This is a genomic window from Salegentibacter mishustinae, from assembly GCF_002900095.1.
GTDB classification, from domain to species: domain Bacteria; phylum Bacteroidota; class Bacteroidia; order Flavobacteriales; family Flavobacteriaceae; genus Salegentibacter; species Salegentibacter mishustinae.
This window is the reverse complement of record NZ_LLKN01000002.1, coordinates 1,827,859-1,841,928: the sequence shown is the minus strand read 5'-3', so window position 1 is coordinate 1,841,928 and position 14,070 is coordinate 1,827,859. Positions and strand designations below refer to the sequence as shown.

The 14,070-nt window shown below is 35.2% G+C and carries 13 protein-coding genes; all 13 read left to right on the top strand.

Features of this window, described 5'->3' with window-relative positions:
* The first annotated feature begins 21 nt into the window (after window positions 1–21).
* The 13 genes from APB85_RS11260 (at window position 22) to APB85_RS11200 (ending at window position 14,062) form a co-directional block, all read left to right on the top strand.
* Window positions 22–1,278: a sulfate adenylyltransferase subunit 1 gene (locus APB85_RS11260; RefSeq protein ID WP_057481624.1), complete on the top strand. Its 1,257-nt coding sequence runs from the start codon at window positions 22–24 to the stop codon at window positions 1,276–1,278.
* Between the two features lie 506 nt (window positions 1,279–1,784).
* The gene (locus tag APB85_RS11255) at window positions 1,785–2,798 is read left to right on the top strand and encodes an SDR family oxidoreductase (RefSeq protein ID WP_057481625.1); all 1,014 of its coding nucleotides are present in this window, start codon (window positions 1,785–1,787) and stop codon (window positions 2,796–2,798) included.
* Window positions 2,799–2,859: 61 nt separating this feature from the next.
* Window positions 2,860–4,146, top strand: a complete 1,287-nt coding sequence (locus APB85_RS11250; RefSeq protein ID WP_057481626.1) for a nucleotide sugar dehydrogenase — start codon at window positions 2,860–2,862, stop codon at window positions 4,144–4,146.
* Between the two features lie 92 nt (window positions 4,147–4,238).
* On the top strand, window positions 4,239–5,633 hold the full coding sequence (locus tag APB85_RS11245; RefSeq protein WP_057481627.1) for a UDP-glucose 6-dehydrogenase: 1,395 nt from the start codon (window positions 4,239–4,241) through the stop codon (window positions 5,631–5,633).
* Window positions 5,634–5,648: 15 nt separating this feature from the next.
* Complete coding sequence (locus APB85_RS11240) at window positions 5,649–6,584, top strand: UDP-glucuronic acid decarboxylase family protein (RefSeq protein WP_057481628.1); 936 nt, start codon at window positions 5,649–5,651, stop codon at window positions 6,582–6,584.
* Window positions 6,585–6,713: 129 nt separating this feature from the next.
* Window positions 6,714–7,514 (top strand): 3'(2'),5'-bisphosphate nucleotidase CysQ, encoded by an 801-nt coding sequence (cysQ, locus tag APB85_RS11235; RefSeq protein WP_057481854.1) that lies wholly within the window; start codon window positions 6,714–6,716, stop codon window positions 7,512–7,514.
* Window positions 7,507–7,959: a DUF2061 domain-containing protein gene (locus APB85_RS11230; protein WP_057481629.1), complete on the top strand. Its 453-nt coding sequence runs from the start codon at window positions 7,507–7,509 to the stop codon at window positions 7,957–7,959. The genes cysQ and APB85_RS11230 overlap by 8 nt, the downstream gene beginning before the upstream one ends.
* Before the next feature lie 5 nt (window positions 7,960–7,964).
* The gene (cysC, locus tag APB85_RS11225) at window positions 7,965–8,564 is read left to right on the top strand and encodes an adenylyl-sulfate kinase (protein ID WP_173636770.1); all 600 of its coding nucleotides are present in this window, start codon (window positions 7,965–7,967) and stop codon (window positions 8,562–8,564) included.
* Window positions 8,561–9,466: a sulfate adenylyltransferase subunit CysD gene (gene cysD, locus APB85_RS11220; protein WP_057481631.1), complete on the top strand. Its 906-nt coding sequence runs from the start codon at window positions 8,561–8,563 to the stop codon at window positions 9,464–9,466. The genes cysC and cysD overlap by 4 nt, the downstream gene beginning before the upstream one ends.
* Before the next feature lie 11 nt (window positions 9,467–9,477).
* Window positions 9,478–10,734, top strand: a complete 1,257-nt coding sequence (locus tag APB85_RS11215; RefSeq protein ID WP_057481632.1) for a sulfate adenylyltransferase subunit 1 — start codon at window positions 9,478–9,480, stop codon at window positions 10,732–10,734.
* Between the two features lie 44 nt (window positions 10,735–10,778).
* Window positions 10,779–11,753: a sulfotransferase family protein gene (locus tag APB85_RS11210; RefSeq protein WP_057481633.1), complete on the top strand. Its 975-nt coding sequence runs from the start codon at window positions 10,779–10,781 to the stop codon at window positions 11,751–11,753.
* Between the two features lie 33 nt (window positions 11,754–11,786).
* On the top strand, window positions 11,787–12,779 hold the full coding sequence (locus APB85_RS11205; RefSeq protein WP_057481634.1) for a sulfotransferase family protein: 993 nt from the start codon (window positions 11,787–11,789) through the stop codon (window positions 12,777–12,779).
* Between the two features lie 44 nt (window positions 12,780–12,823).
* Entirely contained in the window at window positions 12,824–14,062 is a 1,239-nt protein-coding gene (locus tag APB85_RS11200) for a glycosyltransferase (protein ID WP_057481635.1), read from the top strand.
* Window positions 14,063–14,070 lie beyond the last annotated feature (8 nt).

The window sequence follows — 14,070 nt, the reverse complement described above, 5'->3', positions numbered from 1 at the left end:
TTAAAGCAAAAGGCTAAAGAAATGAAAATAAATAACAATCAACTTCTAAGATTTACTACTGCCGGAAGTGTAGATGATGGGAAAAGTACCTTAATAGGCAGACTTTTATACGATTCGAAATCTATTTTTGAAGATCAATTAGATTCAGTGAGTAAAACCAGTGCGAAGAAAGGCCACAACGGAGTAGATTTAGCACTTTTCACCGATGGATTAAAAGATGAGCGCGAACAGGGAATTACTATTGATGTAGCCTACCGATATTTCACCACTCCAAAACGTAAATTTATTATTGCCGATACCCCAGGACATATTCAATATACTCGAAATATGGTAACTGGAGCTTCAACTGCTAACGCGGCAGTGATTTTAATTGATGCCCGGCACGGAGTGATAGAGCAGACTAAAAGACATTCTTTTATTGCTTCTTTGTTGAATATTCCTCATTTAATTGTGTGTGTCAATAAAATGGACCTGGTAGATTACTCCGAAGAAGTTTATAATGATATTATTGCACAATTTGAAGAATTTTCTTCTAAACTGATAACTAAGGATATTCGTTTTATTCCTATAAGCGCGCTCCTGGGAGATAATGTAGTGAATTATTCTAAGAATATGGAGTGGTATCACGAAGGTACATTATTGAGCGTGCTGGAAAATCTACATATTAGTAGTGATATTAATAAAATAGATGCTCGTTTTCCAGTCCAAACCGTTTTACGGCCTCAGAGTGAAGAATTTAGGGATTACCGTGGTTATGCCGGGAAAATTGCCAGCGGGATTTACAGGGTTGGTGATGTAGTGGCTGTTTTACCATCTGGTTTCCAATCTAAGATCAAGTCGATTAACGCAGGAGAAAAGGAGTTGGAAGAAGCTTATGCGCCAATGAGTGTTTCTATCACACTTGAAGATGATATTGATGTAAGCAGGGGGAATATGATTGTACGGAAAAACAATCAGCCAAAAATGGAACAGGAGTTTGACGTGATGCTGTGTTGGTTGGCAAATGAAGCAGCTAAACCCAGAGCCAAATACACAATTGTGCATACTTCCCATGAGGAGCGCGCTATAATTAAGGATGTGGTCTATAAAATGGAAATCAATACTTTTGAAAGAGATAGTGAAGATTCAAGTTTAAGTATGAATGATATCGCCAGGGTAAAAATAAGAACTACCCGCAGATTGATGTTAGATGCTTATAGGGATAATCGTAATACCGGCAGTGTTATACTTATTGATGAAAGTACTAATGAAACCGTAGCCGCGGGGATGGTGGTGTAAGGGTTCTTGTGAATTTGATATTTGGTTCTTTTCATTGCTTGTTAAGTGATTTACAGGATGGGCATTTGTTCTGTTAAAACCCTCGTTCTAAATCTGGTAAATAAATCGCAGCGCATCGTTTGTCTCTTTCTTTACGCTTACATCCTTAGAAGGAACTTAATTCACCTCGCCAATGGATTATAGATTAATATTTATAATAAAATGGTTGTTGGTTGATATAGTATTTCAGATTTATTTTTAAATCTCGTCATTCTGTACCGAAGCATCGGGATAATTTAGAATCTAATTATTTGAAATACAAACTTTTAAGGATTTTAAACCCTTCTCACTGAAATCTAAAACATTCGAGATAGTTTAATTAAAACCGAATTTTTTACACCTTAGTTTCCGAAGCCGTCTTTCGAATAATTTTTAACGTTTTTTCAAGCTTTAAGGTTTCTTTAGCAATAGGCTCATAAAGAAATTCTATCTTTGCCGCCGATAAAAAGTTGAATTAAAATTCTCAAATGACTGAATTTCAGGAGAAATTAGAAAATAAAAGAATACTTGTTACCGGTGGAGCCGGCTTTATTGGTTCCAATTTATGTGAAACCTTAATAGGCTTAAATGCTAAAGTGGTCTGTCTGGATAATTTTGCTACGGGTCATAAGCATAATCTAGAGGTATTTGAAAACCACGAAAATTTTAAGTTGATTGAGGGGGATATTCGTAACCTTGAGACTTGTCATAAGGCTTGTGAAAATGTAGACTATGTATTACACGAAGCAGCTTTAGGTTCTGTACCGCGGTCTCTGGCCGATCCTATTACCAGTAACGAAGTTAATATTTCTGGATTTTTAAATATGCTGGTGGCTGCTAGAGATGCCGGGGTAAAAAGATTTGTATATGCGGCAAGTTCTTCTACTTATGGAGATTCAGAGAAACTTCCAAAAGTAGAAGATGAAATAGGAAAGCCACTTTCTCCCTATGCAATTACTAAATACGTAAATGAATTATATGCTGATATTTTTCAGGATGCCTATCAATTAGATACCATCGGCTTAAGATATTTCAACGTTTTTGGAAGAAAACAAGATCCAAATGGAGCTTATGCTGCTGTAATTCCAAAATTTGTAATGCAGTTTATGAAGCATGAAAGTCCGGTAATCAATGGTGATGGAACTTACTCACGTGATTTTACTTATATAGATAATGTTGTTCAAATGAATTTACGGGCAATAACTTCTGAAAATGAAAAAGCCGTAAATGAAGTTTATAACACGGCTGTTGGGGATAGAACCAATTTGGTAGAGCTTACTCAATTACTGAAAAAACATCTTTCTGAATTTGATCCTGAGATTGCCAATGTGGAAGTAAAACACGGCCCTAATAGAGCTGGCGATATTCCGCATTCTTTAGCTTCGGTAGAAAAAGCAAAAGAGCTATTGGATTATAATCCAAGTCACCGAATTGATGACGGTTTAAAAGAGGCGGTGGCCTGGTATTGGAAAAATTTAGACCCTGAGGCTCAAACGAAATAAATCAAGACTTAATTAGTTATGAATTTAAACTTCAATTTTATTCCCAATTAATAATTGAAAAATGAACAATAAAAAGTTAGCCATTATAGGCTTGGGTTATGTAGGTTTGCCTCTTGCGAGATTATTTGCAACTAAATATCCTGTAGTTGGTTTTGATATCAATAAAGCCAGAGTTAAGGAACTAATGAGCGGACACGACTCTACTTTAGAGGTAGAAGATAATGTTTTGCAATCAGCTTTAGTTCAAAAGGAAAAACTAAAGGATGAGAACGGTTTATATTGTTCGGCAGAACTTGAAGATATTGCAGATTGTAATTACTATATAATTACCGTTCCTACTCCCGTAGATAAAAATAACAGACCAGATCTTACTCCGCTGTATAAAAGCAGTGAAACGGTAGCTGCAGTGCTTAAAAAAGGGGATGTGGTTATTTATGAGTCTACGGTTTATCCGGGTGTTACCGAGGACGAATGTGTACCCGTATTAGAAAAACATAGCGGACTAACCTTTAATGAAGATTTCTTTGTAGGATATTCTCCTGAAAGAATTAATCCGGGTGATAAGGAGCATACTGTAGATAAGATTTTAAAAGTTACCGCTGGTTCTACTCCAGAGATTGGGAAAAAAGTTAATGAACTTTATGCTGAGGTAATCACTGCCGGAACTCACCTGGCACCTACAATTAAAGTTGCTGAAGCTGCTAAAGTTATTGAAAATTCACAAAGGGATATCAATATCGCTTTTGTAAACGAACTGGCGAAGATCTTCAATATGATGGGGATAGATACCCAGGATGTTCTGGAAGCTGCCGGAACAAAATGGAATTTTCTTCCGTTTAAACCCGGTCTGGTTGGTGGTCATTGTATTGGAGTAGATCCGTATTACTTGGCTCAAAAAGCCCAGGAAATAGGTTACCATCCCGAAATTATCCTTGCCGGACGAAGAATGAATGATTCTATGGGACAATATGTAGCTTCTGAAGTAGTTAAACTGATGTTGCAAAATGATCAGAAGGTAAAAGGAGCTAATATTTTGGTTATGGGAATTACTTTTAAAGAGAATTGCCCAGATGTTAGAAATACTAAAGTGGTAGATGTTATAAAGAACCTGAAGGAGTATGGAACCAATGTGACCATTTATGATCCGCTTGCGAATCCGGAAGAAGTTAAACACGAATATGGACTTACAACTGTAAAAGAAATACCGGGAGAAAAATATGAGGCTGTGGTGTTAGCCGTGGCGCATAAAGAATTTTTAGAAATGAATCTGGATCAGTTGAAAAATGGAAATACCGTTGTGTACGACGTGAAAGGTGTTCTTGGAGATAGATGTGATAAAAAACTTTAATTTAAGTATACAGCCTAGACCCTGAAACCAATACAGGATGACTAATAATAAATTAATGAATCTTTAAAGGATTACTTCAAAGTTTATTTAAAATGAAAATAAAAAATATTTGCTGCATCGGTGCAGGTTATGTAGGAGGACCAACAATGGCAGTAATCGCCCAAAAATGTCCTGAAATTAATGTGACCGTTGTAGATATAAATGAGCAAAGGATTGCGGCCTGGAACGATGAAGATGTAGAGAATATTCCAATTTACGAACCTGGTTTATCAGAAGTAGTTAAAGAAGCGCGAGATAGAAATTTATTTTTTTCTACTGATGTTGATTCAGCTATAGATAAGGCAGACATGATCTTTATTTCGGTGAACACGCCCACTAAAACTTATGGTATTGGGAAAGGAATGGCTGCCGATCTTAAATATATCGAGCTTTGTGCCCGCCAAATAGCAAGGGTTTCCAAGTCTGATAAAATTGTGGTTGAAAAATCTACTTTACCGGTGCGTACTGCAGAAGCTTTGAAAAATATATTAGATAATACTGGAAATAACGTTAACTACCAAATTCTATCTAACCCTGAATTTTTAGCTGAAGGAACTGCGGTTGATGATCTTGTGAATCCTGACAGGGTGCTTATAGGAGGTGATATTGATACCCCAGAAGGAAAAGAAGCAGTGGAAGCTTTAGTAGATGTTTACGCGCATTGGGTGTCCAGAGAAAGATTATTAACCACTAATGTGTGGTCTTCTGAGCTTTCTAAACTTACTGCAAATGCTTTTCTTGCCCAAAGAGTTTCAAGTATTAATGCGATGAGTGAATTATGTGAGAAAACCGGTGCAGATGTGAACGAAGTTTCTAAAGCTGTAGGGATGGATTCCAGGATTGGTTCAAAATTCCTCAAATCTTCAGTAGGTTTTGGAGGTTCCTGTTTTCAGAAAGATATTTTAAACCTGGTTTATATTTCTAAGTCTTTTGGTTTACACGAAGTAGCCGACTATTGGGAGCAGGTCATTCTTATGAACGATCATCAAAAAAGGAGGTTTGCGGCCAAAATTGTACAAACCCTTTTTAATACTGTTTCGGGTAAGAAAATTGCATTACTGGGTTGGGCCTTTAAAAAAGATACCAATGATACTCGTGAATCCGCAGCTATTTACGTGGCAGACTATTTATTGAATGAACAAGCTGAACTTGTGGTATACGATCCGAAAGTGAAAGCTGAACAAATATATGCCGATTTAGATTATTTAAACAGCCGTTCTTCAGAAGGAAATCGAGCCAGGGTGAAGGTGGTAAGTAAGCCTTACGAAGCAACAAAAGATTCTCACGCAGTAGCGGTATTAACCGAATGGGATGAATTTAAAGAACTTGATTGGCAAAAAGTATACGATGAAATGCTTAAGCCTGCTTTCCTATTTGATGGTAGAAGGTTGTTGGAAAGGGAAACAAAAGAGGCAATTGGGTTTGAATTTTATGCAATAGGCTCATAATTATAAATTAATTAAATGAAAAGAATTTTAATTACTGGAGGAGCCGGCTTTTTAGGAAGTCATTTGTCGAAGAAACTTTTAGAAGAAGGAAATGAAGTTTTGTGTGTGGACAATTTTTATACCGGTTCAAGGAAAAATATTCATGATTTATTGGATAACAAAAACTTTGAACTTTTAAGGCATGATGTAACGCATCCTTTATTTGTAGAGGTTGATCAAATATATAACTTAGCCTGTCCTGCAAGTCCTATTCATTATCAATTTGATCCTGTTCAGACTACAAAGACCAGTGTTTTGGGAGCTATTAATATGCTGGGTTTAGCAAAACGTTTAAAAATCCCCATATTACAAGCAAGCACTAGTGAAGTATATGGAGATCCTGAAATTCATCCGCAGCCAGAAAGTTACAGGGGGAATGTTAATCCTATAGGACCACGTGCGTGTTACGATGAAGGTAAACGTTGTGCCGAAACCTTGTTTTTTGACTATTATAGGCAGCACAGTCTTGATATAAAGGTTATGCGAATCTTTAACACCTATGGTCCAAATATGAACCCTCAAGACGGTCGGGTTGTTAGCAACTTTATTGTTCAGGCATTGCAGGGAGAGAATATTACCATCTATGGCGATGGGAAACAAACCCGTAGTTTTTGCTATGTGAGTGATCTTATTGATGGAATGGTGAAATTAATGAATTCTGAAAAAGGCTTTACCGGTCCAGTAAATATTGGAAATCCTAGAGAATTTACCATGCTGGAACTAGCCGAACAGATTATTGAATTGACAGGTAGTACAAGTCAGCTTAAATTCCAGGACTTGCCTGAAGATGACCCATTGCAAAGACAACCAATTATAGAATTAGCCAAAAGCAAATTAGGTTGGGAACCAGAAATTGAATTACGCAAAGGATTAAAAGCTACAATTGAATATTTTCGAAATTTGAAAAGGTGAAAGCAAAGATTAGATAATTAGACATGGGGGTACTATAATTGGGTAAAAAACGTCAAGCTGAATATTTTAATCACATGTCTAACCAGATAATATTAGTAAATATTGCTGGCTTATTTAGAAATTAAGAAAATGAAAGAAATTTATAAAATAGCCATTAGAGCAGCGGTTGAAGCTGGTATAAGGATTATGGAAATCTATGAAAACGAAGATTTCCAGGTGGAATCGAAGTTTGATGATTCTCCATTAACCATAGCCGATAATCAGGCAAATGATATTATTAATTCCTTTTTGATACCTACCGGGGTACCAATTATCAGTGAAGAGAACAAGCAATTGGACTTTTCCGACAGGAAAGACTGGCAGGAATGCTGGATCGTTGATCCTTTAGATGGAACAAAAGAGTTCATTAAACGTAACGGAGAATTTACAGTTAATATAGCATTGATTCGGAATAATATCCCGGTTTTCGGAGTGATATATGTGCCTGCAAAGAAAGATTTGTATATAGGTGATGTAGAAAATCACAAAAGCTTTAAAACTACTCTGAATTCTGTAGAAAATATGGATGTTGAGAATTTAGATCTTATTGAAATCTCCCCTTCCGAATTTAATGATAAAATCCGGGTGGTAGGTAGTCGTTCTCACATGAATCAGGATACCCTGGATTATATTGATGAATTAAAAAGCAAATTCAATAAAGATGTTGAAATTGTTTCTAAAGGAAGTTCTTTAAAATTTTGTCTGGTTGCTGAAGGGAAGGCCGATGTTTACCCAAGGTTTGCTCCCACAATGGAATGGGATACTGCGGCAGGGCAGGCGATATGTAATGCAGTAGGACTTTCTGTTATTGACAGTCAAACCGATGAACCCATGAAATATAACCGGGAGAACTTACTGAATAATTACTTTTTGGTTTCAAGGCTTGGCTAAATCCTATAAAAGACATATCGCCAAAAGTATTACCTGGAGAATAATTGGGACTGCAGATACTATTTTATTGGCCTGGCTTATTTCGGGAGATCCCTTAACTGGACTGCAAATTGGATTTGCGGAAGTTGTTACTAAAATGCTTTTATACTATCTGCATGAAAGAGTTTGGTTTAGAATAAGAGCCGGGATAACAAAAAATGGCGATAGTAAAAAAAGGCATATAGCGAAAACTATAACCTGGAGAGTAGTTGGAACTATAGATACTATGGTGCTTGCCTGGGTTATTTCAGGAGATCCTATGGTGGGTCTACAAGTAGGTGGCGCAGAGGTGGTAACTAAGATGATACTTTATTATCTCCATGAAAGAGGTTGGTATAAAATAGATTACGGTTTAAAGCAGCGTAGAAAACGAATAAAAGAACAACAGGAAGCATTTAATAAATAAAGGAAATGGAAAACATTATCCCACATGATTTCCATATTGGAAAGAAAGAAAGAAATAAACTCAATGGTCATAAATCCTTTGTAGTTTGGTTTACAGGCCTATCAGGTTCAGGAAAATCTACACTGGCGAACAAGGTGGAGCACGAATTATTTGAACAGGGTATAAAAACCTTTTCTCTGGATGGAGACAATGTCAGAAAAGGTTTGAATAATAATCTTGGCTTCAGTGCTGAAGACCGACAGGAAAATCTGCGAAGAATTGCAGAGGTTGCAAAGTTGTTGGTAGAATCAGGCTCTGTGGTAATCGCTTCTTTTATTTCTCCACTTGAAAAGGACCGGGCAATGATAAAAAAGATCATAGAAGGGGAAGATTTTGTAGAGGTTTTCGTCAATACTTCCCTTGAGGAATGTGAACGCCGGGATGTAAAAGGTCTTTATAAAAAAGCACGGGCCGGGGAGATAAAGAATTTCACGGGGGTTGATGCGCCTTACGAAACCCCAGAAAATCCTGATATTGAGATAAAAACAGAAGAAGAGAATTTGGAAGACGCTATAAAAAGAATAGTTTTACATCTACAAGATAAACTGAAAATTTCAGTACAATGAGCAAGTATTATTTAAATTATTTAGACGAATTAGAATCGGAAGCGATCTATATATTGCGGGAGGTTTGGGCCCAGTTTGAAAATCCTGTAATCCTGTTTTCAGGAGGGAAGGATTCAATTTTAGTGACTCACCTGGCCAAAAAAGCTTTTTATCCAAGTAAAATTCCTTTTGCTTTGATGCATGTGGATACCGGACATAATTTTCCGGAAACCATAAAATTCAGGGATGATCTCATCGAGAGTTTGGGAGTAAAATTGATCGTAGGATCTGTTCAGGAATCAATTGATCAGGGTCGTGTGGCCGAGGAAAAAGGTAAAAACGCTACCAGAAATGCCTTACAAATTACCACACTTTTAGATGCAATCGAAACCAATAAGGTTGATTGTGCTATAGGTGGAGGTCGAAGGGATGAGGAAAAAGCCCGTGCAAAAGAGCGATTTTTCAGTCACCGCGACGATTTCGGACAATGGGATCCCAAGAATCAACGACCTGAGCTTTGGAATTTATTAAATGGGAAGCATTTTGAAGGGGAGCATTTCAGAGCTTTCCCTATAAGTAACTGGACTGAGATGGATGTGTGGAATTATATAAAGCGAGAGAATATCAGCATACCGTCTTTGTACTTCGCCCATGAGAGAGAAGTGGTTTTTCGAAGCAATTCCTGGATCCCTGTTTCGGAATATTTGAAACTAGAGGAAGGGGAGAAAATAGAAAAGAAAAAGATACGTTTCCGAACCTTAGGAGATATAACCATCACCGGGGGGATAGAATCTGATGCTGATAATTTGGAAAAAATAGTTCAGGAAGTTTCTGCAATGCGGAAGACAGAAAGAGGGGATCGTTCTGATGATAAACGAAGTGAAACGGCGATGGAGGATAGAAAAAAGCAAGGATATTTTTAGAATTATAATTTATGGAAATTAATAACAATCAATTACTAAGGTTCACCACAGCAGGCTCGGTAGATGACGGAAAAAGTACTTTAATTGGAAGACTTTTATTCGACTCGAAGTCTATATTTGAAGATCAGCTGGATTCGGTAAGTAAAACCAGTGAGAAAAAAGGTCATGATGGAGTCGATCTTGCGCTTTTTACCGATGGACTTAAAGATGAAAGAGAGCAGGGAATTACAATAGATGTGGCTTACCGTTACTTTACCACACCCAAACGGAAATTTATCATCGCTGACACTCCGGGGCATATTCAATATACTCGAAATATGGTGACCGGAGCTTCCACTGCTAATGCTGCCGTGATTTTGATCGATGCTCGTCACGGAGTGATTGAGCAAACCAAGAGACATTCATTTATAGCATCTTTATTGAATATTCCACATCTCATCGTTTGTATTAACAAGATGGATTTGGTTGATTATTCTGAAGAAGTTTATAACAAGATTATAGGGCAGTTTGAAGAATTTTCTTCGAAGCTTTTGATGAAAGATGTTCGTTTTATTCCTATTAGTGCATTACTGGGAGATAATGTAGTAAATCGTTCCGAAAACATGAAGTGGTATCAGAACGGCACGTTGCTTAGTACCTTGGAAAATTTGCATATAAGCAGTGATATCAATAAAATTGACGCGCGCTTTCCTGTGCAAACTGTATTAAGGCCACAAAGTGAGGAATTTAGAGATTACAGGGGTTATGCAGGTAGAATCGCCAGTGGAATTTATCGTACAGGAGATGAGGTTGCTGTGTTACCCTCAGGTTTCACTTCGAAAATCAAATCTATAAATGCCGGTGAGAATGAAGTAGAAGAAGCTTTTGCACCTATGTCCATTTCCATAACCTTAGAAGATGATATAGATGTAAGCAGGGGAGATATGATCGTAAAGAAAAACAATCAACCCGAACAGGAACAGGAATTCGATGTGATGCTATGCTGGTTGAACAATGATGCGATGAAAGCACGGGCCAAATATTCTATTATGCAGACTTCTAATGAAGAAAGAGCGATGATAAAAGAAGTAGTGTATAAGATGGATATCAACACGTTTGAGCGAGACAATAAGGATACAAATTTGAATATGAACGATATCGCCAGGGTGAAAATAAGAACGACCAGGAGATTAATGTTGGATTCTTATAGAGACAATCGGAATACGGGTAGTATAATACTTATAGACGAAAACACTAATGAAACCGTTGCGGCCGGGATGGTAGTGTAAGGCGGATTTATTTTGAAAATGTCTAATCTTTAAAACCATATTAATTGGATTTACAATATTGGAAATGTCCTATACCTGAAAAGTTACCTGATTTTATTATCGGGGGGGCTATGAAATCGGGTACTTCTACTTTACATCAAATACTGGATGCACACCCCGAGGTTAATATTTCAAAAAGAGAACTTCATTTTTTTGATATCGATAATATTGAAGAACATAATGATTTTTATATCTATAATAGAAATAAAAAAACCTGGAAATCACCTTATCTTGAAGAGAACCCAAAATTTTTTTGGGACTGGTACCTTTCTAATTTTAAATATGAAAAAAAATCATTAGTAGGTGAAGATAGTACTACATACCTGGCATCGAAGAGGGCGGCAGAGAGAATCTCTATACAAGAGAAACCAATTAAACTCTTGTTTTTACTAAGGCATCCCACAAAGAGAGCCTTCTCTCACTATAATCATTTGGTTAAGACTGGTAGAGCTCTTTATAATTTTGAGGATACTTTAAAATATAAACCTCAATCGATTTTAAATAGAAGTTTATATAAAACACAATTGGATTATTATTACCATTTTCTTCCTAATGAAAATATAAAAGTTATTCTATTTGAAGATTTGGTATCAGATATAACTCATACGGTAAAAGATGTTGCCGATTTTCTAGGATTGGATTTCAATCAATTTAATCGTGAAGCTTTTAAAATTCATGCTAACAAAACTTTAGTACCTAAAAATCTCAAGACTAAGCTCTATTTTAACAAGAAATTATATAGATATAGAAGCAATAAACCCATAAGTAATTTACCTATTTCTATAGACTATTTAAATAGACCTAAATTTAAAGAACTAGTCTATTTAAAAATTGAAAACCTGATAAATCCTTTGTGCGAAAAAAAACCAGAAGGGATGAGGTTGGAAACACAAGAATTTCTTGATAAATATTTCAGGAGAGAATTATATGGACTCGACGAACTTACAGGAAAAGATATTTTAAAGCGTTGGTTTCCTTAGTTATATATTTAAATTTTTAAGTAAAAAAATATTATGGAAGATTCCCCTATTTTCCTTTTAGGAAATCATAAATCAGGTACTAGTTTATTAAGATCAATTTTTGATGGTTTGGATGATTATGCAGTTCTTCCAATTGAAACCCATCCATTTCAAATTTTGCAATATGGAATCCGTTATCCATATCGAAAACAAGCTTCGTATCAAATTGATTTTAATGTGGGAGCTGATAACGCTATAAACTGGATTAAATCAAGTAATAATAAAAAGGATAAATATTCTGATAGCTTGACTTATAAAATGTTTGATGAGACATTTTTTAATAAAAAAATGAAGAAAGATACCTATCCTCATATTAAAGCTTTTATAGATAATTATTTAATTGCAATTTATAATGCATATAAGGCTTACCCACCTTTTAAAATAGGACAAAGATTTGTTGAAAAGTCAGTAGAAAACCTGGAATTTGCATTGGACCTCCAAAAAATATATCCTAATGCTATATTTATTCATATTATCCGTAACCCATATTCAAATCTGGTTTCCCTAAGAAAATATAAAACAATTAAGGGTTATCCACGTTTACATAAGCCCATTATGGCATTAAATGATTCCTATTATTATTTATATAGGAATGAAAGGTTGATTGAGAACTATAAAATCATTCAGTACGAAGATTTAATTACGAATCCAAAACAAATAATTCTGGATATATGTAAATCCTTTAATCTTGAATATAAAAATGAAATGTTAGTTCCTACGGTAGATAATGGAAAAAAATGGGGAGGTAATAGCACATCAGATATTGAATTCTCGGGAATAACTAATAAAAAAATTAATGAATGGAAAAAACAAATATCTCCATCAGAGATTGCCTTAATAAATAAATTATTTCCTCATATACTTGAAAGATTCGATTATGATAAATTAAAGACTGGAAAAGTATACAATAGAAATCCACATGAATCTCTAAAAACATATTTATTTAATAGGTTTTTATTAAAATATGGAAAAGAAATTTTCCAATAAAAAGTAGAGGATTAGGTATTTCGGTCTAATCCAATTTAATTTTTATGAAAAAAAAGCTTCGGATATTATTTATTGTGGGAAGTTTTCCAACTCTTTCACAAACTTTTATTGTAAATCAAATAATTCATCTTCTTAGACAGGGCCATGATGTTAAAATTATAGCTAAAAATCACACAAAAAACTCCATTCAAGAACAAGTAGAAAAGTATGAATTGTTGAAGCATACGCATTATGTTGAAATTCCAGAAAATTTAGTAAAGAGGTTAATTTTGACAATTAAAACTCTATTGGCGTCAAAAAGAAATTTTAGATGGAAGTTAATTCAATCCTTTAATCCTCTTCTCTATAAACGACAAGCTGTAAATTTAGTAGCTTTTTTTAAGGTATGTTGGACTTTGAAATTTCCAAATAATTTTGACATTGTTCATACTCATTTTGCTTATAATACTGATTTATTTTTTATGGCCAAAAAAGCTGGTTTTTTGCAGGATGCTAAATTAATTACATCATTTCATGGCTTTGACATGGTTCCATCAGATGTGACTAAAAATAAAAAGCGATATAAAGAATTGTTTGATAATCAAACATTATTAACAACAAACAATGAATATGGAAAATTTCTTATTCAAAAGATAAAGCCTGGGTACAGCAATATATCCATACTTCCCGTTTCCTTAGATACAGCTCTATTTGAACCTAAAACGATAGAGGGAAATAATACCTTTCGAATAGTGTTTTGCGGGAGATTAACTTATTGGAAAGGGCCGCATTTAGTTGTTGAAATCGCTAATCAATTAATTAATAACAGGAAAATAAGAAATATTGAATTTGAAATTATCGGAGATGGTGAAGAAAGAATAAAATTAGAAAGATTAATTGAGGAATATAATTTACGCAAATTTATAAATGTCCATGGGGCTCTTACTCAAGGTGAAATTAAACAAATTTTTAATAAATCGAAGATATTTGTTTTACCTGGCTTAACCGATAAAAATGGGAGAGCAGAGACTCAGGGTTTAGTAGTTCAGGAGGCTCAAGCTATGGCATTACCGGTGTTAGTAAGTGATGCTGGTGGTGCAAAATATGGATTACAACATAATGAGACTGGATATGTGTTACCAGAAGGTGATGTGAGTCAATTCTGTAATAAAATTGAGTATTTGATTACAAATCCTCTTTTTCGAATGGAAATGGGACAAAAGGGTAGAGATTTTGTGGTTCAAAATTTTGACATTCAGGTTCTTGGAGAAAAATTAGAGGAAATTTACTATCAAAACATATAAATTTTAGT

Coding starts and splice junctions, on each gene's coding strand:
- APB85_RS11205 (WP_057481634.1), top strand. CDS start 11,787: ATGGAAGATTCCCCTATTTTCCTTTTAGGAAATCATAAATCAGGTACT.
- APB85_RS11250 (WP_057481626.1), top strand. CDS start 2,860: ATGAACAATAAAAAGTTAGCCATTATAGGCTTGGGTTATGTAGGTTTG.
- APB85_RS11245 (WP_057481627.1), top strand. CDS start 4,239: ATGAAAATAAAAAATATTTGCTGCATCGGTGCAGGTTATGTAGGAGGA.
- cysD (WP_057481631.1), top strand. CDS start 8,561: ATGAGCAAGTATTATTTAAATTATTTAGACGAATTAGAATCGGAAGCG.
- APB85_RS11255 (WP_057481625.1), top strand. CDS start 1,785: ATGACTGAATTTCAGGAGAAATTAGAAAATAAAAGAATACTTGTTACC.
- APB85_RS11260 (WP_057481624.1), top strand. CDS start 22: ATGAAAATAAATAACAATCAACTTCTAAGATTTACTACTGCCGGAAGT.
- cysC (WP_173636770.1), top strand. CDS start 7,965: ATGGAAAACATTATCCCACATGATTTCCATATTGGAAAGAAAGAAAGA.
- APB85_RS11200 (WP_057481635.1), top strand. CDS start 12,824: ATGAAAAAAAAGCTTCGGATATTATTTATTGTGGGAAGTTTTCCAACT.
- cysQ (WP_057481854.1), top strand. CDS start 6,714: ATGAAAGAAATTTATAAAATAGCCATTAGAGCAGCGGTTGAAGCTGGT.
- APB85_RS11215 (WP_057481632.1), top strand. CDS start 9,478: ATGGAAATTAATAACAATCAATTACTAAGGTTCACCACAGCAGGCTCG.
- APB85_RS11240 (WP_057481628.1), top strand. CDS start 5,649: ATGAAAAGAATTTTAATTACTGGAGGAGCCGGCTTTTTAGGAAGTCAT.